The organism is Arthrobacter sp. 01N444 (assembly GCF_056399305.1).
In genome coordinates, this window is the sequence record NZ_JBFTRB010000005.1 from 50,102 (window position 1) to 72,338 (window position 22,237).

At 68.6% G+C, this 22,237-nt stretch carries 13 protein-coding genes and 1 tRNA gene; 9 read left to right on the forward strand and 5 right to left on the reverse strand.

The annotated features are described in order from the left end of the window. Positions 1–54 precede the first annotated feature (54 nt). The 3 genes from AC1DKN_RS07950 to AC1DKN_RS07960 are packed head-to-tail and all read right to left on the reverse strand — an operon-like array spanning position 55 to position 2,764. A complete protein-coding gene (locus tag AC1DKN_RS07950) occupies positions 55–789 on the reverse strand; it encodes a polysaccharide deacetylase family protein (protein WP_476870957.1) in 735 nt (244 codons plus the stop codon). Next, on the reverse strand, positions 786–1,784 hold the full coding sequence (locus AC1DKN_RS07955) for a glycosyltransferase family 2 protein (RefSeq protein WP_476870958.1): 999 nt from the start codon (positions 1,782–1,784) through the stop codon (positions 786–788). The genes AC1DKN_RS07950 and AC1DKN_RS07955 overlap by 4 nt, the downstream gene beginning before the upstream one ends. Then, a complete protein-coding gene (locus AC1DKN_RS07960; RefSeq protein ID WP_476871060.1) occupies positions 1,781–2,764 on the reverse strand; it encodes a glycosyltransferase family protein in 984 nt (327 codons plus the stop codon). The genes AC1DKN_RS07955 and AC1DKN_RS07960 overlap by 4 nt, the downstream gene beginning before the upstream one ends. Positions 2,765–3,136: 372 nt before the next feature. Here AC1DKN_RS07960 and AC1DKN_RS07965 point away from each other — a divergent pair, with 372 nt between their 5' ends. Together AC1DKN_RS07965 and AC1DKN_RS07970 are read left to right on the forward strand one after the other, a co-directional pair. Continuing rightward, a complete protein-coding gene (locus tag AC1DKN_RS07965) occupies positions 3,137–3,940 on the forward strand; it encodes a VOC family protein (RefSeq protein WP_476870959.1) in 804 nt (267 codons plus the stop codon). A gap of 374 nt (positions 3,941–4,314) precedes the next feature. Beyond that, positions 4,315–8,886 carry an ExeM/NucH family extracellular endonuclease gene (locus AC1DKN_RS07970; protein ID WP_476870960.1) on the forward strand — a complete coding sequence of 1,524 codons (4,572 nt, stop codon included), beginning with the start codon at positions 4,315–4,317 and terminating at the stop codon, positions 8,884–8,886. Between the two features lie 300 nt (positions 8,887–9,186). Here the strand turns inward: AC1DKN_RS07970 and AC1DKN_RS07975 are convergent, their stop codons facing one another. Beyond that, entirely contained in the window at positions 9,187–11,409 is a 2,223-nt protein-coding gene (locus AC1DKN_RS07975) for an FAD/NAD(P)-binding protein (protein ID WP_476870961.1), read from the reverse strand. A gap of 83 nt (positions 11,410–11,492) precedes the next feature. Here AC1DKN_RS07975 and AC1DKN_RS07980 point away from each other — a divergent pair, with 83 nt between their 5' ends. The 4 genes from AC1DKN_RS07980 (at position 11,493) to AC1DKN_RS07995 (ending at position 17,381) form a co-directional block, all read left to right on the forward strand. Next, positions 11,493–13,772 carry a prolyl oligopeptidase family serine peptidase gene (locus AC1DKN_RS07980; RefSeq protein ID WP_476870962.1) on the forward strand — a complete coding sequence of 760 codons (2,280 nt, stop codon included), beginning with the start codon at positions 11,493–11,495 and terminating at the stop codon, positions 13,770–13,772. Positions 13,773–13,918: 146 nt separating this feature from the next. Further along, positions 13,919–14,006 (forward strand) — tRNA-Ser (locus AC1DKN_RS07985). Between the two features lie 173 nt (positions 14,007–14,179). Then, on the forward strand, positions 14,180–15,838 hold the full coding sequence (locus AC1DKN_RS07990; protein ID WP_476870963.1) for a phytoene desaturase family protein: 1,659 nt from the start codon (positions 14,180–14,182) through the stop codon (positions 15,836–15,838). Between the two features lie 73 nt (positions 15,839–15,911). After that, positions 15,912–17,381 carry an MFS transporter gene (locus tag AC1DKN_RS07995; protein ID WP_476870964.1) on the forward strand — a complete coding sequence of 490 codons (1,470 nt, stop codon included), beginning with the start codon at positions 15,912–15,914 and terminating at the stop codon, positions 17,379–17,381. On the opposite strand, the gene AC1DKN_RS08000 is transcribed toward AC1DKN_RS07995, so the two are convergent. Then, the gene (locus AC1DKN_RS08000) at positions 17,326–19,506 is read right to left on the reverse strand and encodes a RecQ family ATP-dependent DNA helicase (RefSeq protein ID WP_476850613.1); all 2,181 of its coding nucleotides are present in this window, start codon (positions 19,504–19,506) and stop codon (positions 17,326–17,328) included. The genes AC1DKN_RS07995 and AC1DKN_RS08000 overlap by 56 nt on opposite strands. Positions 19,507–19,629: 123 nt before the next feature. Between AC1DKN_RS08000 and AC1DKN_RS08005 the strand changes: the two genes are divergently transcribed. Genes AC1DKN_RS08005 through AC1DKN_RS08015 form a run of 3 tightly spaced genes read left to right on the forward strand, consistent with a single transcriptional unit; the run spans position 19,630 to position 22,006 of the window. Beyond that, a complete protein-coding gene (locus AC1DKN_RS08005; RefSeq protein WP_476870965.1) occupies positions 19,630–21,048 on the forward strand; it encodes a phosphomannomutase/phosphoglucomutase in 1,419 nt (472 codons plus the stop codon). A gap of 2 nt (positions 21,049–21,050) precedes the next feature. Continuing rightward, entirely contained in the window at positions 21,051–21,536 is a 486-nt protein-coding gene (locus AC1DKN_RS08010; protein ID WP_028278122.1) for a hypothetical protein, read from the forward strand. A 20-nt stretch (positions 21,537–21,556) separates the two neighbouring features. Then, positions 21,557–22,006 (forward strand): RrF2 family transcriptional regulator, encoded by a 450-nt coding sequence (locus AC1DKN_RS08015; protein WP_476870966.1) that lies wholly within the window; start codon positions 21,557–21,559, stop codon positions 22,004–22,006. Positions 22,007–22,237 lie beyond the last annotated feature (231 nt).

Sequence of the window (22,237 nt, forward strand, 5' to 3'; positions counted from 1 at the left end):
GGCCTATACTCGTCTATTCAGTCAGCATCTTTGGCCGGATTGTTGGCCACAGCATTACTTCTTGAACCATGCAGCGCGCACAGGAGTTCCGTGTTGCAGGGAATCCCGCAGCGACCAGGCACCCAGTCCGCGATCTTCGCACGCATCGACGATCCCGGCGGTTAGCTCTCCCCTGTCCAGCGATGGTGAGGGTCCGTCGTCGACCCCGTCTGCCGGGCCAGCGTGACCGTCGTGCGAAAGGAGGATAGCCCCGGGGACCGCACCGGTCATTGCCTTGCGGATACGGTCGGATTGGGGCATCTCCCTGGAATCCCAACTCGTGGCACCCCACATGACGGGCATAAGCCCGGCGGACTGGACCGCGCGCCAACTAGCCAATGTCTGCCGGCCGTATGGCGGACGGACCCACTCGACCCGGCTGCCGATCAAATCTTCGAGCTCGGCGCGGCCATCCCTGGTCCTTTGAGCAACTTCACGAAAAGAAAAGCCAGTGAGCCGCCGATGGTCAAGTCCGTGGAGGGCTATCTCATGGCCCGCAGCTGCGACTTCGCCCAGCAAGCCCGGATGCCGGCGTGCTCGGCTGAGCAGCACGAAGAACGTGGCGCTCAACTGCCGTTCATCAAGCACCTTCAGGATGCTGTCTGTCCCGCCTGGCTCTGGGCCGTCGTCATAGGTCAGGACAATATTCCGGACCGCCGTGTCGACGGCCACGACCGAGCCGACAAAACCTGAATGTGCGCGGATGATGGGCTTGGCTGCGCGAACTACAACCCGCGCCAGGTGCTTCATCCGCTATTCCCCGGCCGGCGGACGGCTGGCCGCCTGAACCACGTCTGCGAGCGTCTTTCGCGCGAGTACTCAAGATAGGCGACTCCAATCGCCCCGGCGAGCATCCCTGCACCGCGGTAGGCTGTCCGCAATCCTCGCGCCTGATGGCGGTGGGATGCCATGAGCGTCCCGAAGCCGAACCGCAAGGACCCGCCGCACATTCGCAGTATGCCGCGGAAAACCGACATCAGGCGCGCCACCCCCCTTTGCATGGCTCTTTCCGCCGAGTGGATGTCGACCAATGCGGCCGAATTTCCGTGGCTCCATGCTCTTCGGAGAACCCAGTTCCGGGTCGTGCGATCAGCGGGAACGAAGTCCGTCGCCACCGATTCGTCGCACCAGAGAATCGTTCCGCCCGCCCGCACAAGCAACCGACTGAAAAGAGTGTCCTCGCCTCCTGAGAGACCGAAATTATTGTTGAAACGTACACCGGCTTTCCGGACTTGGCGCATGTCTAGCAAGAGATTGCCCGCCGCCGCCACCGGCACCACCGTCCCGGTCGGCAGCCTCCGGCGGCGGAAGAAAGAACCAGCGGCAATCCAGGGATCAAGTTCAGCATCAAACTGCGAAACCACTCTTCCCATGACTGCGGCTGGACGGGTCTGCCGCCACGTGTCCAGCAGCGGCTCCAGCCAGAGTTCCTGCGGCTCCTCGTCGTCGTCGATGAAGACGAGCAAATCATGGTTGGCGGCTTCGTCCAATGCTCGATTTCGACCAGCCGATATGCCGGGTACCGGCTCGGGAACGTACCGGATCAGGTCGGAATGAAAGCCGATGACTGTGCTTCTCGCGCTTTCAGCCGGATCGTTGTCGACGACGACGATACTGGGCGAAATCGCCCGGTCCGTGTCCCGAGCGAGTTTCTCAACATGCCGGAGCATGGTTGCGAGGCCCCGTTCAAGTGTTGCGGGGCGTCGATACGTCAGCACTGCGACGAGCAGCGTCTGTTGTTTCACGGGTGGCCCGCATTCTGCGGCTGCGGTGAGCGGCCAACACCATTGGCAAGCGACCGTTCATAGACCTCCCTGTGGGCCACCGAGCCCGCTTCCCAGTCCCGCGAAGAGAGGTCCGGGCGCCTGCGGCGACCCTCCGCTGCAATTGACGACAACGTTTGAAGGATTATTTCGGGCGTTAGCGCCCCGGTGTACTGAAACACCCATCCCGGTCCGACTTCGACGGCCAACGCTTGGTTGACGTCATTGGCCGGAACCAGCACAGGTCGATCCAAAGACAGGGCGGCCAGGGTTCCGCCGGAATTGTGCATAAATCGGTACGGGAGGACCACGAGTTCCGAGCTCGAGATGGTGTCAACGAGCTCCGCGTCGGAGACATACTGCAAATTGAGGCTTATCCTTGGGTCGTCTTGCGACAAGGCCGTCATGGCTTGCCCCAGCTCCCCGGTGGAGGGTTTACCCCCCAACCGAAGTGATAGCTCGGGGTGGGTGTCCGCCGTTGCCCTAAACGACGTGATCAGGTCCTCAACGCCCTTATAGCGCCGGATCAGGCCGACGTAGCTTATGCGACCCGGTATCTGCTGCGCCTTCGGAAAGTCGGCGAACCATTCACGATAGTGGCCATGTGGAATCGTGGCGCTGGGCCGGTCCGTCGGCAGCTGCGTCCTCGAGTTCAGCCGAACGTAAAACGTGGTTTTGCGGTCAATAAGGCGGAGGAGAAACACCTCCCGGACGGAGATGCCCTCGGGCAGCTCTACGTTGTGGACAGTTCGCACTATGGGCGTCCTAGCCAGAGCGAGCCTCCCGAGGAGAGCCAGCGTGAGCACCTGTCGCCCGAGTTTTTTCAGCGGACTATGACCGCTGACCAAGATTTCAGGCCAGTGGATGTGGAAGACGTCGTACTTGGCAAAGAGAGCAGCGCGCCAGCTGAAGTTAATGACGCTGATATCGGGCAGTTCTTGCAGGCCGCCGGCCAGTTGCACCAAATAGGGATTGGTCGTGGATCGCGGCGCTGGGAAAGACTGCAGGACTGTTAGCGAAGTGTTCAATGGTCACCTCTCGCATTCGAGCAACATTAATGCGACACCCCGCCATTGGCATGCGGCGTGGTCGTATCCTCTCACAATCTGGCCAAATTGCTAGACACTGCAGCGTCGGGCATCAAGGTGGCCATGGTTGGGTACAGCGTCAACGACACGCCGGCGTTGGCCGCTTCCCCAACCCCTCGCTCGACCCACCTGTTGAAACTGTCCGTGCCCCGTCATAGTCTCTCTGTGTCTCCACCACCCCATCTCCACACAAACCAGAGTCCGGCGGCCGCACGTCAACGGCCGCCACAGAGAGCAGGAGCCTCCATGCCCACACCCGAGCACTCCAACGGCGCACCATGTTGGATCGACCTCATGACATCCGATGCCGAGAAGGCCAAGTCGTTCTACGGTGCGCTGTTCGGTTGGACGTACCAGACCGGCGACGAAGCAAAATACGGCGGCTACATCACGGCCTGGAAGGACGGCAAGTCCGTCGCCGGCCTGATGCAGAAGCAGGAGGATCAGGCCGCGTGGCCGGACATGTGGTCCACGTACCTGCGCTCGGAGGACGCCGCCGCCACCGTCAAGGCGGCAACGGAACACGGCGGCCAGGTCTACATGCCGCCCATGGACGTCCCCGAACAGGGCAGCATGGCGATGATCGCCGACGCCACGGGCGCGTCGGTCGGCGTGTGGCAGCCGGCGGAGATGAAGGGCTATGAACTGGCGGCCGAGCCCGGTGCCCCGGCGTGGCACGAGCTCCACGCCAAGGACTACGCCGCCGCCGTCAAGTTCTACCAGGACGTGTTCGGCTGGGACACCGACGTCATGAGCGACACCCCGGAGTTTCGCTACACCACCCTGGGCGCGGGCCCGGCGGCCAAGGCCGGGATCATGGACGCGTCTGCCTACCTTCCCGCCGAGGTCCCGTCCAACTGGCAGGTTTACTTCGCCGTGGAAGACGCCGACGCCTCCATCGAGACGGCAGTGTCCCTAGGCGCCAAGGTCATCGACGGGCCGGACAACACCCCGTTCGGCAGGCTCGCCACACTGACCGACCCCACGGGCGCGATGTTCAAGATCGTGGCTGACACCGGACAGGGCGGGCAGTCCCCCACGGACGCCTAACCGGCCAGGACGCCAGAGCTCTTCCCACCTAATTACAAAAATTGTTGTAGGAAATACCGGCCAGAGCCTTCCCCGAGGGCTACTGGCCGGTATTCTGCTGTGGAGCGTCCGGTGGAGGCACCCGGACACCGCTCACCCGTATCACCAGTCACCATTGCCCGGGGCTTTCGAGCCGCTCCGGGAAGGCTGCGGCGCGTCCCGCTGGGGGGCGTCCCGCCGAATGCACGTTTAGTCCATACGTTGTTCATTCACCCCTGTTTGGATGGGCCCGGCACGACTTGACCAGGAGTTCTGGCCGGCCACTGTCCGCTGCACCCTGCGGACGCACTGCACCCTGCCCTTTACCCGGGGCACCCTAATGAGAGTTAGAGCGGATGAAAATAACACCCTGGAAAACAGCGCTGGGCTCAGCACTGTCGGCGGCGCTGATAGCAGCTCCACTGGCGGCGGCCGCGCCGGCTAACGCCACCGAACCCTTGCCGGCAGCAACCGGAACCTCGCCGGTGGTCATCAACGAGGCCTATCTCAGCGGCGGCAGCTCCGGCGCGGCCTTCAAGAACAAGTTTGTCGAGCTGTACAACGGCTCCGACGCACCGGTCTCACTGGAGGGCTGGAGTCTCCAGTACCGCTCAGCCCCGGGCACCGGTGCGCCGAGCTCGGTGGCAGCCCTGGCGGGCAGCATTCCCGCCAAGGGCTACTACCTGCTCAAGGGCGGCAGCAACGGCACGGCCGGCACCGACCTGCCGGCCGCCGACGCCACCGCCACCGGTTTCAACCCGGCCGGTGGCGGCGGCACGATCGTGCTGGCCAAACAGGCCACAGCACTCAACCCGCTGCCGACAGGCTCGGTCATCGAACCGGCCAACGTCGCGGACCTCCTCGGCTACGGCACCTCCTACACCTTCGAGGCCCAGGCGGCCGCGGCGCCGTCGGGAAACACCGACGTCAAGAGCATCAACCGCAGCAACGGCGGGGACACCAACAACAACGCCGCCGACTTCGCACTGAACGCAGCCATCACGCCGACGGCGGCCAGTGGCGCTGCCGGACCCGTGGACCCGCCCGTGGATCCACCCGTGGACCCGGGGCCGGGCACGCCTCCGGCCGCCAAGACCATTGCCGAAATCCAGGGCAACGGCACCGCAAGCCCGCTGGCAGGATCCTCGGTCACCACCCGCGGCAGGGTCACTGCCACGTTCCCCACCGGCGGCTTCGCCGGCTACTACGTCCAGACCCCCGGCACAGGCGGCGATCTCACGCCGGCCAACCACGCGGCGTCGGACGCGGTGTTCGTCTACTCGCCGTCCACAGTCGACGCCGTCAGGATCGGCGACTACGTCGAGCTCACCGGCGCAGTCAGCGAATTCTTCGGCATGACCCAGCTGAACGTCGCCGCGGCTGCCGATCTGAAGAAGCTCACCGAGGCCGCCCCCGAGGTCAAGGCCACCGGCTTCGCCCTGCCCGCCGACGAGGCCTTCCGTGAGTCCCTCGAAGGCATGCTGCTCACCCCGCAGGGCCCCGTCACGGTGGCGGACAACTTCTCGCTGAACCAGTACGGCGAGATCGGCCTGGCCGGCGGCACCACCGCGCTGGCGCAGCCCACCGCCGTCGCGCCGTTCGGTTCTGCGGAGTACACCGCCACGGTCGCGGCGAATGCCGCCCGCGGCATCAAGCTCGACGACGGCGCCACCACGAACTTCCTCAAGGACGCCGCCACGAAGGCCCAGGTGCTCCCGTATCTGACCACGGCCGATCACGTCCGGGTCGGCGCGCCGGTGGCGTTCAAAACCAACGTGGTGCTCAGCTACGCGAACAATGCCTGGAAGTTCCAGCCCCTGACCCAGCTGACGGCCGCCAACGCGGACACCGTCCAGCCGGCCAGCTTCGGCGCCACCCGCGCGGACACCCCCGCGGCGGTTGGCGGCAATCTCAAGCTTGCCTCCTTCAACGTGCTGAATTACTTCCCCACCACCGGCGACCAGATCTCCGGCTGCACGTTCTACCCGGACCGGGACGGCAACCCCATCACGGTCAAGGGCGGCTGCGACGTCCGCGGCGCGGCGAACGCGGAGAACTTCAAGCGGCAGCAGGACAAGATCGTCGCGGCGATCTCCAAGTCCGGGGCCGACGTCGTCACGCTCATGGAGGTCGAGAACTCGGCCCAGTTCGGCAAGAACCGGGACGACGCCCTCGCCAAGCTGGTGGATGCCCTGAACATCGCCACCCCGGGAATCTGGGACTACGTCCGCACGCCCGCCAACGCGCCCCCGCTGGCGGACGAGGACATGATCCGCACCGCGTTCATCTACAAGTTGGCCGCCGCCGAACCGATCGGCGAATCCATCATCCACAACGACACGGTCGCGTTCGCCAGCGCCCGCAAGCCGATGGCCCAGGTCTTCAAGCCGGTCGGCGCCGCCGATGACAAGAAGTTCATCGCGATCGCCAACCACTTCAAGTCCAAGGGCTCCGCCGCGACGCCGGATGACACCGACAAGGGCCAGGGCGCCTCGAACCTGGCGCGCACCGCCCAGGCCAAGTCCCTGCTGGCGTTCGCCGACGAACTGCAGAAGTCCAAGGGCACGGACAAGGTCTTCCTGATCGGTGACTTCAACTCCTACGCCAAGGAGGATCCGATCAACGTCCTCACGGGCGCCGGGTACGTCAACCAGGATGAGAAGGCCAAGAACGCCGACGGGTCCGCCAAGCACTCCTACCTGTTCGGCGGCCTCGTGGGCTCGCTGGACCACATCCTCGCCTCCCCGGCGGCCAACGCCGCCGTCACCGGCGCGGACATCTGGAACATCAACTCCGTGGAATCCGTGGCGCTGGAGTACAGCCGCTACAACAACAACGTCACCGACTACTACGCTCCGGACCAGTTCCGCGCCAGCGACCACGATCCCGTGGTGGTGGGCCTGAACTTGCCCGTCACCCCGGCAAGTGTTGAGCTGAACTTCCTGGGCATCAACGACTTCCACGGCCGCATCGATTCCAACACCGTGTTCTTCGCCGGGACCATCGAGAAGCTGCGCGCCGCTGCCGCCCCGGGCGCCACCGCGTTCATCTCGGCCGGCGACAACATCGGCGCCTCGCTGTTCGCCTCGGCGATCGCCAAGGACCAGCCGACCATCGACGTGCTGAACGCCCTGGAGCTGCGCACCTCCGCGGTGGGCAACCACGAGTTCGACGGCGGCTGGGCTGACCTGCGCGACCGCGTCACCGCCGGCGGGACCAACGCCAAGTTCCCGTACCTGGGCGCCAACGTCTACGCCAAAGGCACCACCACCCCGGTCCTGCCGGAATACACGGTCCTGGACATGAACGGCGTGAAGGTCGCCGTGATCGGCACGGTTACGCAGGAGGTGCCGTCCCTGGTCACGCCGTCAGGCATCGCGGATCTTGAATTCGGTGACCCCGTCGACGCGATCAACCGGGTCGCGGCGAAGATCAAGGCGGGCAAGCTCGCCGACGTCATCATCGTGGAGAACCACGACGGCGCCGGGTCGGGCGCGCCCGACGGCGCCACTTTGGAGCAGGAAATCGCCGCCGGCGGCCCCTTCGCCAAGATGGTCCAGAAGGTCACCCCGGATGTGGCGGCGATCTTCAACGGCCACACCCACAAGCAGTACGCGTGGGACGCCCCGGTCCTGGATGCGGCGGGCCAGCCCACGGGCAAGACCCGCCCGATCGTCCAGACCGGAAATTACGGCGAGTTCATCGGCCAGATCCAGCTGACCATCGACACCAGGACCATGTCGGTGACCGGGTACAAGGCCGGCAACGTCCAGCGCACCACCAGCGCCGCGCAGCCGGCAGCCGATCTTGTGGCGCAGTACCCGCGCGTCGCGGCCGTCAAGGCCATCGTGGACAAGGCCCTGGCCGACGCCGCGGTGGTCGGCAACCAGCCTGTCGGCAAGGTCACGGCGGACATCACGACGGCGTTCGCCGGTTCCCCGGCTGTGCGCGATGACCGGAGCAGCGAGTCCACCCTCGGCAACCTGGTGGCGGACTCCCTGGTGGATGCGCTGAAGGCGCCGGACCTGGGCGCCGCCGAAATCGGCGTCGTCAACCCGGGCGGCCTGCGCAACGAGCTGTACTACGCGCCCGACGGCACCATCACGTACGCCGAGGCCAACGCGGTGCTGCCGTTCGTGAACAATCTGTGGACCACGTCCCTCACGGGCGCGCAGTTCAAGACCCTGCTGGAGCAGCAGTGGCAGACCAACCCGGACGGCACGGTTCCCAGCCGTGCGTACCAGCAGCTGGGCCTGTCCAAGAACGTGAACTACACCTACGACGCCGCCCGCGCCGCCGGTGACCGGATCACCTCGATCCGGGTCAACGGTGCAATGATCGACCCGGCGAAGTCCTACCGGATCGGGACGTTCAATTTCCTGGCCACCGGCGGCGACAACTTCCGCATCTTCAAGGAAGGCGCGGGCACCAAGGACTCCGGGCTCGTGGACCGCGACGCCTGGATCAAGTACCTGCAGGCCCACAACCCGGTCTCGCCGGACTTCGCCCGCCGCTCCGTGGCTGTCGTGAACACGACGGCGGCCGAGGTCAAGGGCGGCGAATCCATCACACTGGCGGTTTCGAAGCTGGACCTCACCTCGCTGGGCAGCCCGGTGAATGCCTCGCTGCGCGCCGAGTTCACGGACGCTGCGGGCACCGTGACGGCCCTGGGTACGGTACCGGTGACCGCCGGCGCTGCCAACGTGAGCGTATTGGTTCCCGCTGGCGCCGCCGCCGGCACGGGCACCCTGGTGCTTACCGCCGTCGAATCCGGCACTGTGGTGAAAACGGCGGTGAAGGTCGCGGCCAGCGTCCCCGTCCCGCCGAAGTGCACGCCGCCGGTCAAGCCGACCAGGCCCGGGGATCTCGTGGGCCAGGTGAACTACGGGACAGCCATGGCCGCCTACCGGAAGTGCCTCAAGGGCTGATGCCTTAGCCCGGACTTCCTGGTCCCCCACCACGGCACATGCCCTCCCCTGGCCCGCAACACTGGACATAAGCACCAACTGTCCACTGCCCGGCCCCAGGGGAGGGCATGCCCACTCTTGGAGGCAGGCGCGCCGGAGGACATGTCCACTTTTGAGCGGCTCCTGAGCCGCGGGCTACGGGCTACGGGCTACGGGCTACGGGCTAGGGGCTACGGGCTGCGGGCTAGGGGGTGCGGGCTACGGGCTAGGGGCTACGGGCTACGGGCTACGGGCTACGGGCTACGGGCTACGGGCTACGGGCTACGGGGCCAGGATGTCGCGGGCGATCTCGTCGGCGTCGCGCAGGGTGCGCTGGCCGCTGCGGTAGACCGGGCCCGACTTCGGCCGGGCCTCGGCGGCGATGGCCGTGCCCCATTGCGTGGCGGAGAGCTGAAGCCCGAGCACGTAAAGCCCCGGCGTCACGGACCCGTTGGCACCCAGCGGCCGGTACGGGTGCGGGACGACGTCCAGCCCGGAAGTCTGCACCGGGGTCCCCTCCACGCTCATCATGAGGCGCGGCCGCACCAGCCCCTCGGCGAGCAACTGCTCCACCAAGGGCGAAGAGTTGACGGCCACCCGGTTGGCCGGGGCCAGCGCCTCGATCATCGCCGCCGCGGACACGGCCCCCGCCCCGGAACCGGACGCGGCGGCCGCCCCAAATCCGGACACAGCGTTCTCCGTCCGGTCCCTTACCGCACCCGCGTGCGCCGTCCCTGATGCAGCACCGATCACGCCGGCACTGCCCACAAAACCGCGGACCCCAGCACCGCCCGCGGCAGCACCACCGACGCCGGCAGGCTCCATCGCGGCACCTTCCGCCCCGCCGTCGGCGCTTTCATCCATTCCGCCGCCCACCCATGGTGACGCCGCGGTGAACATCCGGGCCCGCCGGTCCACGCCGAACTTGGGGTCAGGGCCCACGAAGCGCACGATGCCCGCCCGGGCCAGTGCCGCGAGCTGCGCGGAGCGCAGCGCCGGCGGACCGCTCGCCAGGCCTTCCACGAATGATTCGAACCAGCCCCGGAGGCCCGCGACCCAGGATTCGTCCGTGATGCCGCTATCGGCCACAGCGGTCTTGAGCACGGCCCGGCCGTGGTGCAGCGCGCCGATCGCCATCTTCACCGGATCGTCCTCACCAAGGGCCGAGCGCCGGGCGTCGTCGAGCAGGTAGTCGACGACGGCGGCGTCCAGTTCGGCTCTGGAGTCAAACGAGCGCCCGGCCAGGGGCGCCGCGAGGCCGAGCAGGTCCAGGCGGTGGGATGCCCGGACATGGACGGCAATCACCGATTCCGCCGTGTGCTCCCATTTGACGGTCGAGTGAGCGTGCGGCCGCAAAGACTCGTCCAGGGCGCGCAGGAACTCGGCCGGGCCGGTCAGGATGGCATCGGGCTGCGAGCGCGCGAGCGTGGAGTAGTAGGCCCAGACCGCGTCCCGGTGCAGGAGCGGCCAGAGGTCGTAGTCGAAGGAGGGCCGGATTCCGGAGTCGGCGAACTTCGCGATCGCGCCCTCAGTGCAGTAGCGCAGCCGGACCGTTCCGGGGTAGTAGCCGGTGAGTGTCGCCTTCGCCCGGTAGGGGGTGCCGCGGCGTGAGGCGGCGATGATGAGCGGTTCGCGGCCGGACGGCAGATACGTCAGTTCAGCGTTGCCCTCTCCGGCAACGAACCGGCCGCCGCGCCCTTCCGTCAGCTGTCCCATCACGTCAAAGAAGTTCAAGCCCATGCCGCGCACCAGGACAGGTTTGCCTCCCGGCACCCGGGACCAGTCGACGTCGGCGGGCGCCGCCGGCGGCACGTACAGGAGACCGAGTTCCTCCGCCGCGGAAAGCAGCTCCCGCTGTTCAGGGTTCAACCGCGCGTCGAGGTGGCCCACGGCCAGCACCACAGAGTCGACGGTAAGTACGGTGCCGTCGTCGAGCACGACGTCGAACCGCACCGCAGCGTCCTCCGCGCCGGCCGGCCCGGAGGCGGCCAGGTCCGGGCCCGGCGCCGCGGCGGCCTCCGCGGCGGCGTGGCGGACGGACGTCGCCCTCGCCGCGTGGAAGTCCACGCTGACGCCGGCCGGCAGCACGGTGAGCAGTTCCTCGAGGGTGGACCGCAGGTAACGGCCGTAAAGGGCCCGGCTGGGGAAGTCCGCCTCGCCGAGCCGTGAGAGCTCGGCACGTTCGTCGTCAGTGAGCGAAGGGTGCGGGTGGGCCTGCTGGAGTTCGCGCCACTGGTCGAATGTGCGCCCGGCCAGGGGCGGCACGAGTTCCGGGTCTTCGGGGACCACGGTGGGATAGAAGGACTGCGTGTTCATCAGGTACAGCCGCGACTGTCCGGGCTGCCAGACGTGCCCCGGGCCCGCCGGATAAGGGTCCACCACGTCGATGTGCAGGGTGCCCGCGGAGCCGGCGGAGGCCCAGTTGGCGAGGAGCCGTTCCAGCACGCTCGTGCCCCGGGGACCGGCGCCTATCACTGCCGTCCGGATGCTTCGAGATATGCCCACGGCATCCAGCGTATCGGCAACCGGCCGCCGGCTTGACCTCGGTGTGACTTGCCACTGCCGCACCGATGTTCTTGGATGGGAAAATGACCACCACAGAAGCTGACCACCCGTCCGCGTCCGGCGAGGCCACCGGCGCCCTCCCTGCTGGAGGGACTTCCCCCGAACCCGTCGACGAAAACATCTGGCTGGAGGACATCTACGGCCAGGAGCAGCTGGCGTGGGTCCGGGAACAGAACGCCCGCACCGAGGAGCTCCTCGAGGACGCCGACTACGCCGATCTGGAAGGCCGGATCCTGGAGGTCCTCGACTCCACCGACCGGATCCCCATGGTGGGCAAGCACGGCGAGTGGTACTACAACTTCTGGAAGGACCGGGACAACCCCCGGGGCCTGTGGCGGCGCACCAGCTGGGACAGCTACCGGGCCGGGACCCCCGAGTGGGATGTCCTGCTGGATGTCGACGCCCTCGCCGCCGCCGAGAACCAGGACTGGGTCTTCCACGGCGCCAATTTCCTCCGCCCGGCCCCGGGTGAACCCCACCGGCGGGCCCTGCTGGCGTTCTCCCCCGACGGCGGGGACGCCAACCGCCACCGGGAGTTCGACGTCGAGGCCCGCGGCTTCGTGGACCCGGCCGACGGCGGCTTCGACCTCCCGACCGGCAAGGGCAACGCCTCCTGGCTGGACGGGGACACCCTGCTGGTCGCCACCACCGCCCACGATCTGCCGCGGACCACCTCGTCCTATGCCCGCACCGGGGTGAAGCTGCGCCGCGGCGAGTCCCTGGCCCAGGCCGAGCAGCTGTTCGACATTCCCGAGGACCACATGATGGCGATCGTGGCCCACGACTCCACGCCGGGCTTCGAACGAACGTTTGCCGTCGACTGGATCAGCTTTTTCGAGAAGAACACCTCGGTGCTGCGCGATGGTGCATGGGTGCAGGTCGACGTGCCGGCGGACGTGAACCTGAGCTCGCACCGTGAATGGCTGCTGTTCCGCCCGCAGCGTGACTGGACCGTCAACGGCACCACCCACCCGGCGGGCTCCCTGCTCGCGGCCGGCTTCGAGGACTTCCTCGCCGGCTCCCGGGACCTCGGCGTGCTCTTCACCCCCGATCCGCACACCTCCCTACAGTCCTGGAGCTGGACGCGGGACTTCCTGCTGCTGAACCTGCTCCGGGACGTGTCCTCGGAGATCCACGTCCTGGATCCGCGGCGCCCCGGTACGGACGCCGCGTGGGCCGCCACCGTGCTGGACGCCTGCCCGCCCCTGCACGACGTCAATGCCTTCGCGGTGGATGACGAAGACGACGCCGAAGGCTCGGACGACGACGGTACCGGCGGCGCCGCCTCGGTCGCCGAAGGCGAGGCACCGGGTGCAGGGAACGACTTCTGGCTGGTGGCCACCGGCTTCACGACGCCGACCACCCTGACCCGCGGGACACTCGCCCGCGACGGCGGATCGGTGACCAGCACGCACGAGGTGATCCGGACGTCGCCGTCGTTCTTCGACGAGGCGGGCTACGAGGTCCAGCAGCACTTCGCGGCCTCCAGCGACGGCACGAAGGTTCCGTACTTCCAGGTGGCCGCCAAGGACCTGGTGCTGGACGGCCAGAACCCGACCCAGCTTTCCGGCTATGGCGGCTTCGAGATTTCGCGGACGCCGGCGTACAGCGGCGCGATCGGCCGGGCGTGGCTGGAGCGGCGGACCGCGGAGTCCAGCGGCGAAGAGGGCGAGGGCACGCACCGCCGCGGCGGCGTCTACGTGGTGGCGAACATCCGCGGCGGCGGCGAGTACGGGCCGGACTGGCACCGCGCCGCGCTGCAGGGCAACCGCCACCGGGCGTACGAGGACTTCGCCGCCGTCGCGAAGGACCTGATCTCCCGCGGCGTCACGTCCCGTCAGCGGCTCGGCTGCGTGGGCGGCTCCAACGGCGGACTGCTGGTGGGCAACATGCTCACCCAGTACCCGGAGCTGTTTGGCGCCGTGTCCTGCGGGGTCCCGCTCCTGGACATGCGCCGGTACACCAAACTGTCCGCGGGCTATTCCTGGATCGGCGAATACGGCGACCCCGACGTGCCCGAGCAGTGGGAGTTCCTAAAGACGTTTTCGCCGTACCACCTGCTCAAGGACGGCGTGGACTACCCGGAGACGTTTATTTGGACGGCGACTTCAGATGACCGGGTGGGGCCGGTCCAGGCCCGGAAGATGGCGGCCCGCATGCAGGCCATGGGCATCCCCAATGTCTGGTTCCACGAGGCGCTCGAGGGCGGCCACGCGGGGGCTTCGGACAACCGGCAGGCGGCGGCCCTGCAAAGCCGCAGCCAGCATTTCCTGTGGCGGGCCCTCGCCGGCACCGAGGCGTAAGGCCCACACCCAAGCAACGCGGGGTCACTTAGCGCCCATCCGGGGGCCCCGCATGGGCCGGATCTGACCCCGCGTTGCTCTGGAGCGGCCGTTTTGCACTGCGTGGCACCTTCTGCGTATCCTTGGTTGGCTAGTTATTAGCAATTGGAGACGTGCCAGAGCGGCCGAATGGGCTTCACTGCTAATGAAGTGTGGGGCACAACTCCACCGGGGGTTCAAATCCCCCCGTCTCCGCGTTTGGCCCCGGTCCTCGGACCGGGGCCTTTTGCGTTCCCGGGCAGATCAGGGCGGATCGACGTCGTTCATTCGCGCTGGCCTGCCCCCAGCAGTCACGTCCCCCCGGCCCGGCCCGTCCGGTGGCCGGACGCCTCACGCCCGCCGGCGGATCCGGATGGCAGGATAGGCCCATGTCGAGCAACACGGAATTTGACGCCATCATCGTCGGCGGCGGCCACAACGGACTGGCCGCGGCCGCGTACCTGGCCAAGGCCGGGCGGGACGTCCTGGTCCTGGAAAAGCTGGAACACGCCGGCGGCGCAGCGGTATCCGCGCACGCGTTCGACGGCGTCGACGCCCGCCTCTCGCGCTATTCGTACCTCGTCAGCCTCCTGCCCCGGCAGATCATCGACGACCTCGGCCTGCGCATCACGCTGGCGCGGCGGCGCTATTCCTCCTACACCCCGGACCCCGCGGACGGCAGCCGGGCCCTGCTGGTGGACAACGGGGACGAGGCCGCCACGGCCGCGTCGTTCGCCGCCGTCGGCGCTCCCGACGGCGAGTTCGGCGCCTTCACCGCGTTCTACGCCGCGTGCCGGCAGCTCACGGAGGCACTCTGGCCCACCATGACCGCGCCGCTGCTGGCGCGGTCCGACGCGCGGGCCCTCGCCGCCAGGGCCGGGGCCGACGCGGCGTGGGAGGCCATGATCGAACATCCCATCGGGCAGGCGATCCGCCGGGAGCTGGGCAGCGACCTGGTCCGCGGTGTGGTCCTGACGGATGCGCTGATCGGTACCTTCGCCCGGGCTGACGATGAGGACCTGCAGCAAAACATCTGCTTCCTCTACCACCTGATCGGCGGCGGGACGGGGGACTGGGACGTGCCGGTCGGCGGCATGGGCGCGGTCTCCGGCGAGCTGGAGCGGGCCGCGCGCGACGCCGGCGCGACCATCCTGACCTCCGCGGACGTGACCGCCGTCCGGCCCGGCGGCGCCGTGGACTACCGCCACGGCGGGCAGGACCATTCGTCTTCCGCCCGGTGGGTGTTGTCCAATGTGGCGCCGGTGGTCCTCGACCGGCTGCGCGGCCGGCCTGCCGCCGACCTGTCAGCCGGCGCCGCCGCCGGCGACCCTGGCATTTCAGCGGTCGCCGCCACCAATCCGAACCATCAGCGCGAGGGTGCGCAGGTCAAGGTCAACCTCCTGCTCAAACGCCTCCCGGAGCTGCTGGACGGATCCGTCAGCCCCGAGGCCGCGTTCGGCGGGACGTTCCACATCAACGAGACCTGGTCCCAGCTCGACGCCGCCTACAGCACCGCCGCCGCCGGATCCGTGCCCTCGCCGCTGCCGTGCGAAATCTACTGCCACTCGCTGACCGACCCCACCATCCTGTCCCCGGAACTGCAGGCCGCCGGCGCCCAGACACTGACCGTCTTCGGCCTGCACGTCCCGGACCGGCTGGTCACGGCGGAGAACAACGAGGACCGCCGCGCCGAACTGCAGGCGGCCGTCCTGGCCTCCCTGAACTCCGTCCTGGCTGAGCCCGTCGAGGATCTGCTCATGACGGATCCGGACGGGCGGCCCTGCATTGAAACCAAGACCACCCTGGACATTGAACGCGCCGTCGGGATGCCCCGCGGCAATATCTTCCACGGCGGCCTCGACTGGCCGTTCGTGGAGGACGGCGAACCGCTGGACACCCCGGCGCGCCGCTGGGGCGTGGCGACGGATGATCCGCAGATCCTGCTCTGCGGCTCCGGTGCCCGCCGCGGCGGCGCCGTCAGTGCGATCGGCGGACACAACGCCGCCATGGCTGTGCTGGAATCGGAACCACCCCTGCGCCATGGGTGAACCGGTGCAACGGGTGAATCAGTGCAATGGATGAGCCGGCGCTATGGGTGAACCGGACCGTGGAGACACGCGCATGAACGCCTCCCCGCGCGGCCCGGACCCGGCCGGGGGCAGCTGGAGCCCGCGGCTGGCCCTGCTGGTGGCCGCGACGTTCTTCATGGAGTTCCTCGACGGGACCGTCCTGACGACCGCCATACCCAGTATCGCCGCCGATTTCGCGGTGCCGGCCGCCGACGTGAACATCACCATGACCGCCTACCTGATGACGGTGGCGATGGGCATCCCGCTCAGCGGCTGGCTCGCGGAGCGGCTCGGTGCCCGCCGGGTGTTCTGTCTTGCCATCGCTATCTTCACGGCCGCGTCATTGCTCTGCGCGCTCAGCCAGGACCTGACCATGCTGACGCTGAGCCGTGTCCTGCAGGGTGCCGGCGGCGCCATGATGGTCCCGGTGGGCACGCTGGTGGTGCTCCGCGGCACCCCGAAGAAGGATCTGCTGCGGGCTACGGCCTTCCTCGTGTGGCCCGGGCTGCTGGCCCCGGTCCTCGCCCCGCTGGTGGGCGGAGCGCTGACGACCTACCTGTCCTGGCACTGGATCTTCCTGGTCAACCTCCCCCTGGGCTTGGCGGCCTTCCTGGCCGCGCTGCGCCTGGTCCCCCCAGTCCGCGGCGACAGCACGCGGCGCCTGGACTGGCTCGGACTGGTCCTGACCACGCTCGGGGTGGGATCCCTGCTGGTCGGCCTGGAATTGATGGGCGGCCGGGACGCCGGACTGCTGGCGGCCGCGGGGATCGCTGCGGGCCTGCTGTTCCTGGCCGCCGCCGCGGCCTGGATGCGGCGGACCAGCACGCCGCTGTTCAATCTGTCCGTCTTCGGCACGCGGACGTTCCGCGCGACGGCGACGGGAGGCTTTGTGTACCGCCTGACCATCAGCGCGGTGCCGTTCCTGCTGCCGCTGATGTTCCAGGTCGGTTTCGGCTGGGACCCGCTGCGCGCCGGGGCGATGGTGTCGGCCGTGTTCGTGGGGAACATCGGGATCAAGCCCGCCACGACGCCCCTGATCCGGCGTTTCGGGTTCAAGCCCGTCCTGGTGTTCGCGTCGCTGGCCTCCGCGGCCACTTTTGCGCTGTGCGCGCTGCTCGACGCCGGCACGCCGGAACCGCTGATTGTCGCGGTGCTGGTGGCCAGCGGGGCGTTCCGCTCGATCGGATTCTCGGCGTACGCGTCCGTGCAGTACGCCGACGTCGTCCCGGCCCAGCTGCCGTCCGCCAACGCCGTCTCCGCGACGCTCGTGCAGCTCGCCACCGCGGCCGGGATCGCGGTCGGGGCGCTCCTGCTGCGGGTCTTCGAGGCAAGCGGCCGCGCGGGATCCACCGGGGTCCCCGGTGATCCGGCGGCGCCGTACCGGGCGGCGTTCCTGGCCATCGCGGTCCTGATGCTCCTGAGCACCCTGGACAGCCTGGTCCTCCCCCGCCACGCCGGTGCTGAGGTCAGCCGGCCTGGCCCAGCACCAGCGGCAGAACGGCGCCGGCGCCCGCGAGCCTGAGGGCCCGCCCGGAGACGGTCAGGGTCCAGCGGCTGTCCACGAGGTCGTCCACCAGCATGACGCTCTGGCCACGGATTCCAGCCAGGGCCTCCTCCAGCTCCGGTCCCACCACCAGGCGGTCCCAGACGCCAGCGAGCCGGTAGGCGCTGTTCCCGCCGCGGCCGCCGGTGGGTCCGCCGTGATTGAGCTGCAGCTGGCCCAGATACGGGATGCGGCCAATCTCCGAGATCCCGCGGGCCAGGGAATCCACCAGCAACGGCTTCCCGCGGGAGGGCAGGCTGATGATCGCGGCAGGCCGGCCGGCCCCGCTCCAGCCAGCGGTCCGGGCATCTCCGGTGCCCCACTCCCGGAGCACCTGGACGCAGGCCTGCAGCATGCCCGGGTCCACGGGCCGGTCGGGCGCACCGGCGGCGAAGGCCTCCCGCAGGGCCCCGCCCCAGCCAAGGTCCGTCAGGCGCGCCAGCACCCGGCCGTCCGCGAGGGCCTCATCCGGCTTGATCTTGCCCTTGACCGGCACGCCCAGGCGGTCCATGCCGCTGGGCCACTGCAGCCGCGGTTCCAGGGCGACGCCGGCCCGGCGCAGGGTCTGGCCTGCGGTCTCCGTGGCGTCCTCGGCGATGTCGGCGCGGAACCAGCGGCCCGCGCAGTTGTCGCAGCGGCCGCAGGCGCGGGCCGTTTCATCGTCCAGCACCGAGGTGATGTATTCCATCCGGCAGCCGGCCGTGTCCTGGTAGATGACCATCGAGTCCTGTTCATCCACCCGGGCCTCGGCGATCCGGCCGTACCGCTCGGCGTCGTAGTTCCACGGCTGTCCCGTGGAACGCCAGCCGCCGCCGACGCGTTCGACGGCGCCGTCCACGGCCAGGACTTTCAGCAGCAGCTCCAGGGGGGTGCGGCGCAGGTCCACCCGGGCCTCGAGCGCCACCGTGGACACCGCCGTGCCTGCCTCGGCGAGGGCCGTCAGAACCGCGGCAGCCTTCTCCTCGGACGGCATGGACGCCGTGGCGAAGTACTGCCAGATGTCGCGGTCCTCGGATCCCGGCAACAACAGGACGTCGGCGTTCGCCGCGCCACGGCCGGCGCGGCCCACCTGCTGGTAGTACGCCACCGGCGACGACGGCGCGCCAAGGTGCACCACGAAGCCGAGGTCCGGCTTGTCGAAACCCATGCCGAGGGCCGAGGTGGCCACGAGCGCCTTGACCTGGTTGTCCTTCAGGAGCTGCTCGGCTCGTTCCCGGTCCGCGGGGTCCGTGCGGCCGGTGTAGGCGAGGACCTCGTGCCCCGCCTCAGCCAGCAGGCGGGCGGTGTCCTCGGCGGCCGAGACCGTGAGCGTGTAGATGATGCCGCTGCCCTGCAGATCCTGCAGGTGGGTCAGCAGCCAGCCGAGGCGTTCGCGGGAATCGGGCAGGGTCAGGACACCGAGCCGGAGCGAATCCCGGCCCAGGGCGCCACGGATGGTGAGCACGTCCTTGCCGAGCTGTTCCTCGATGTCATGCACCACCCGGGAGTTGGCCGTGGCGGTGGTGGCGAGCACCGGGACGGTGTCCGGGAGCTGCGTGATGAGGTCCGCGATGCGCCGGTAGTCGGGGCGGAAGTCGTGGCCCCAGTCCGAGATGCAGTGGGCCTCGTCAATCACCAGCAGACCGGTCCGGCGGACGAGCTCGGGCAGCTGGTTTTCCCGGAAGGACGGGTTGGTGAGGCGTTCGGGCGAGACCAGCAGGACGTCCACTTCATCGGCGGCGAGCTGCTCGCGGACAGTGTCCCAGTCCAGCTGGTTTGCTGAGTTGATCGCCACCGCCCGCACCCCGGCCCGCGCCGCGGCCGCGACCTGATCCCGCATGAGGGCCAGGAGCGGGGACACGATCAGGGTGGGCCCGGCGCCGCGGCGGCGCAACAGCAGGGAGGCAACAAAGTACACGGCCGACTTCCCCCAGCCGGTGCGCTGCACCACCAGGGCCCGCCTGCCGCCGTCGACCAGGGCCTCAATGGCCTCGAACTGGCCGTCATGGAACTCGGCTTCAGGATGGCCCACGAGCTCCCGCAGTACATTCTGGGCCTGTTCCCGGGTCGAGGATGGGGTGCCGGCTAGGGCCGTGCTGGAAAGGGCGTTCTGGTTACTGGCCATTGCTTCAGTATCCCAGCCCCCTCCGACAGCCACGAAGCCGGTACCCGCTATGTGCACAATCCGGCGTGTAGACAAGGGCGGGGACAGGCCGGCGCGTCAGGGCCGCAACGTAAGATAAGACGCGTGACTACGGACAAGACAAAGACTTTTGACCTCTCGACCTCGTTCAAGGCCTACGACGTGCGCGGAATCGTGGGGCAATCCATCACCGCGGAGATCGTCGAAGCCGTCGGTGCCGCCTTCGTCGACGTCCTGGAACTCACAGGGCAGACCGTGCTGGTGGGCGGGGACATGCGCCCCTCCTCCCCCGAGTTCGCCAAAGCCTTCGCGAACGGCGCAGCCACCCGCGGCGCCAACGTCCAACTGCTGGACCTGATCTCCACCGACGAGCTCTACTACGCGTGCGGGGCCCTCAACGCCGCCGGCGCCACGTTCACCGCGAGCCACAACCCGGCCGAATACAACGGCATCAAGATGGCCAAGGCCGGTGCCGTGCCGATCTCCTCCGAAACCGGGCTCATGGAAATCCAGGCCCGCGCCGAGGAATACCTCAACGCCGGCGCCATCCCCGCGGCCGGCAGCACTGGCCTGATTGGCGTGCAGGACGTCCTCAAGGGCTACGCGGAGTACCTGCGCTCCCTGGTGGACCTGCGCGGTTCCCGGCCGCTGAAGGTTGTGGTGGATGCCGGCAACGGCATGGCCGGCCTCACCACCCCGGCCGTGCTTGGCGATGCCCTGCTGCCCAAGCTTCCGCTGGAGATCGTGCCGCTGTACTTCGAGCTCGACGGATCCTTCCCGAACCACCCGGCCAACCCGCTGGAACCGGAAAACCTGCGCGACCTGCAGGCCGCCGTCGTCGAACACGGCGCGGACATCGGCCTGGCCTTCGACGGCGACGCCGACCGCTGCTTCGTGATCGACGAGAAGGGCGAGCCTGTCTCGCCGTCGGCCATCACCGCCATGGTGGCCCGCCGCGAAATCGCCCGTGCCCAGGGCCTCGGTGAAGACACGCCCACCGTCATCCACAACCTGCTGACCTCCCGCGCGGTGCCCGAACTCGTCGAACGCCACGGCGGCCGGCCCGTCCGCACCCGCGTGGGGCACTCCTTCATCAAGGCCGTCATGGCCGCGGAAGGGGCCATCTTCGGCGGGGAACACTCGGCCCACTTCTACTTCCGCGACTTCTGGAATGCGGACACCGGCATGCTGGCCGCCATGCACGTCCTCGCCGCCCTGGGCGAACAGGGGGGCCCGCTCTCCGAACTCGGCCGCGAATACGAGCCGTACCGGTCATCCGGCGAGATCAACTCGGAAATCGAGGACAAGGCCGCCGCGGTCGAGCGGGTCCGCGAGGACTTCCACGACGAGGACGTCGAGGTCGACTACCTCGACGGCAGCACCTTCATCGCCACCGACGGCAGCTACTGGTTCAACCTGCGCCCGTCCAACACCGAACCGTTCCTGCGCCTCAACGTTGAAGCCACGGACGCCGCCACCATGGAACGCGTCCGCGACCGCGTCCTGGCGCTGGTCCGGGGCTAGCGGTGGCAGTACACCCGGAAGAATCCGCCAACACCGGATCCTGGCGCGAGTCCGTGCCGGACGCCAGCGCCACGGACCTGGAGAACCTGCTCGGCACCGGCGTCGGTGCCGCGCAGGAGCAGCTGGAACGCAACGGCGGCTTCCTGCCCTTCGCCCTGGTGGTGCAGAACGACGGCGAAGTCCGGCTGGTGGCCGTGACACCCGCGGACGCGAGCGACGGATCGGACGCCGACTTCGACGCGGACGCCATGATCCGGGACCTCCACGAGTTGCTCCGGCAGCACCGGGAGGAGTTCCGGGCCGCCGCCGTCGTCTGCGACATCACGCTGCTCGAGGAAGACTCGGACGCCATCCACGTCGCGGCAGAGCACCAGGACGGCTCCCTGTTCGCCGCCGTGCTGCCCTACGCAGCGAACGCCGGGACGCACGAACTCGAGTTCGGCCAGCTGGCCGCCGATACCAACGAGCCCGCCGTCTGGGTGGACTAGACCGCCCTTAGGCTGGGGATATGAAGATCAATGCGTTCGCCGATGTGAGCCTTCGCGCTTTGCTGGTGCTCGCGGCCGCTCCGGACGGCGGGCTCCTGACCACCCAGAGCATCGCCGACGCTGTCGGCACGCCGTACAACCACGTCAGCAAGGCGATGGCGAAGCTGCGCGCACTGGGCCTGATCGACGTCGAACGCGGCCGCAACGGCGGATCCCGGCTGAGCAGCGCCGGCCGGACCGCAACGGTCGGCCAGCTGCTGCGGCAACTCGACACCCGCATGGACCCGGCCGACTGCATTGCCACGGGCGGGACGTGCCCGCTCATCACCGAATGCCGGCTCCGGGCCGCGCTGGCCCGGGCCCGCGAAGCCTTCTATGGCGAACTCGACGGGATCGTGATCGCGTCGCTGCCGACCTCCGGGCAGATGGCGCCCGTCTTTGCCGCGATCGGGCTGCGCCCGGGGCTTTGAAGCGGCCCGGCAGGTTCGGGCCGCTGTCCGGCGGGATTCCGGCCCAATCTGGGGAAAACCTTTGGTTTGGCGTCCAAACGCCCTTCCTGGCGGGCCTGGCCATTGACTTCAGGCAGGCACGGGATGACCGGCATGCCAGGCTCAGGCACGGTACCGGCGCTCTGCCCCACCGGGATCCGGTTCCTTCTCCGGCAGCGACACTTGTCACTGACACCCGCCTTCTCCCGCCGC

What these genes read in the sequence shown, in the direction of transcription:
- AC1DKN_RS07950 (WP_476870957.1), bottom strand. Translation starts at nt 789, where the DNA reads ATGAAGCACCTGGCGCGGGTTGTAGTTCGCGCAGCCAAGCCCATCATC.
- AC1DKN_RS07965 (WP_476870959.1), top strand. Translation starts at nt 3,137, where the DNA reads ATGCCCACACCCGAGCACTCCAACGGCGCACCATGTTGGATCGACCTC.
- AC1DKN_RS07970 (WP_476870960.1), top strand. Translation starts at nt 4,315, where the DNA reads ATGAAAATAACACCCTGGAAAACAGCGCTGGGCTCAGCACTGTCGGCG.
- AC1DKN_RS07980 (WP_476870962.1), top strand. Translation starts at nt 11,493, where the DNA reads ATGACCACCACAGAAGCTGACCACCCGTCCGCGTCCGGCGAGGCCACC.
- AC1DKN_RS07990 (WP_476870963.1), top strand. Translation starts at nt 14,180, where the DNA reads ATGTCGAGCAACACGGAATTTGACGCCATCATCGTCGGCGGCGGCCAC.
- AC1DKN_RS07995 (WP_476870964.1), top strand. Translation starts at nt 15,912, where the DNA reads ATGAACGCCTCCCCGCGCGGCCCGGACCCGGCCGGGGGCAGCTGGAGC.
- AC1DKN_RS08000 (WP_476850613.1), bottom strand. Translation starts at nt 19,506, where the DNA reads ATGGCCAGTAACCAGAACGCCCTTTCCAGCACGGCCCTAGCCGGCACC.
- AC1DKN_RS08015 (WP_476870966.1), top strand. Translation starts at nt 21,557, where the DNA reads ATGAAGATCAATGCGTTCGCCGATGTGAGCCTTCGCGCTTTGCTGGTG.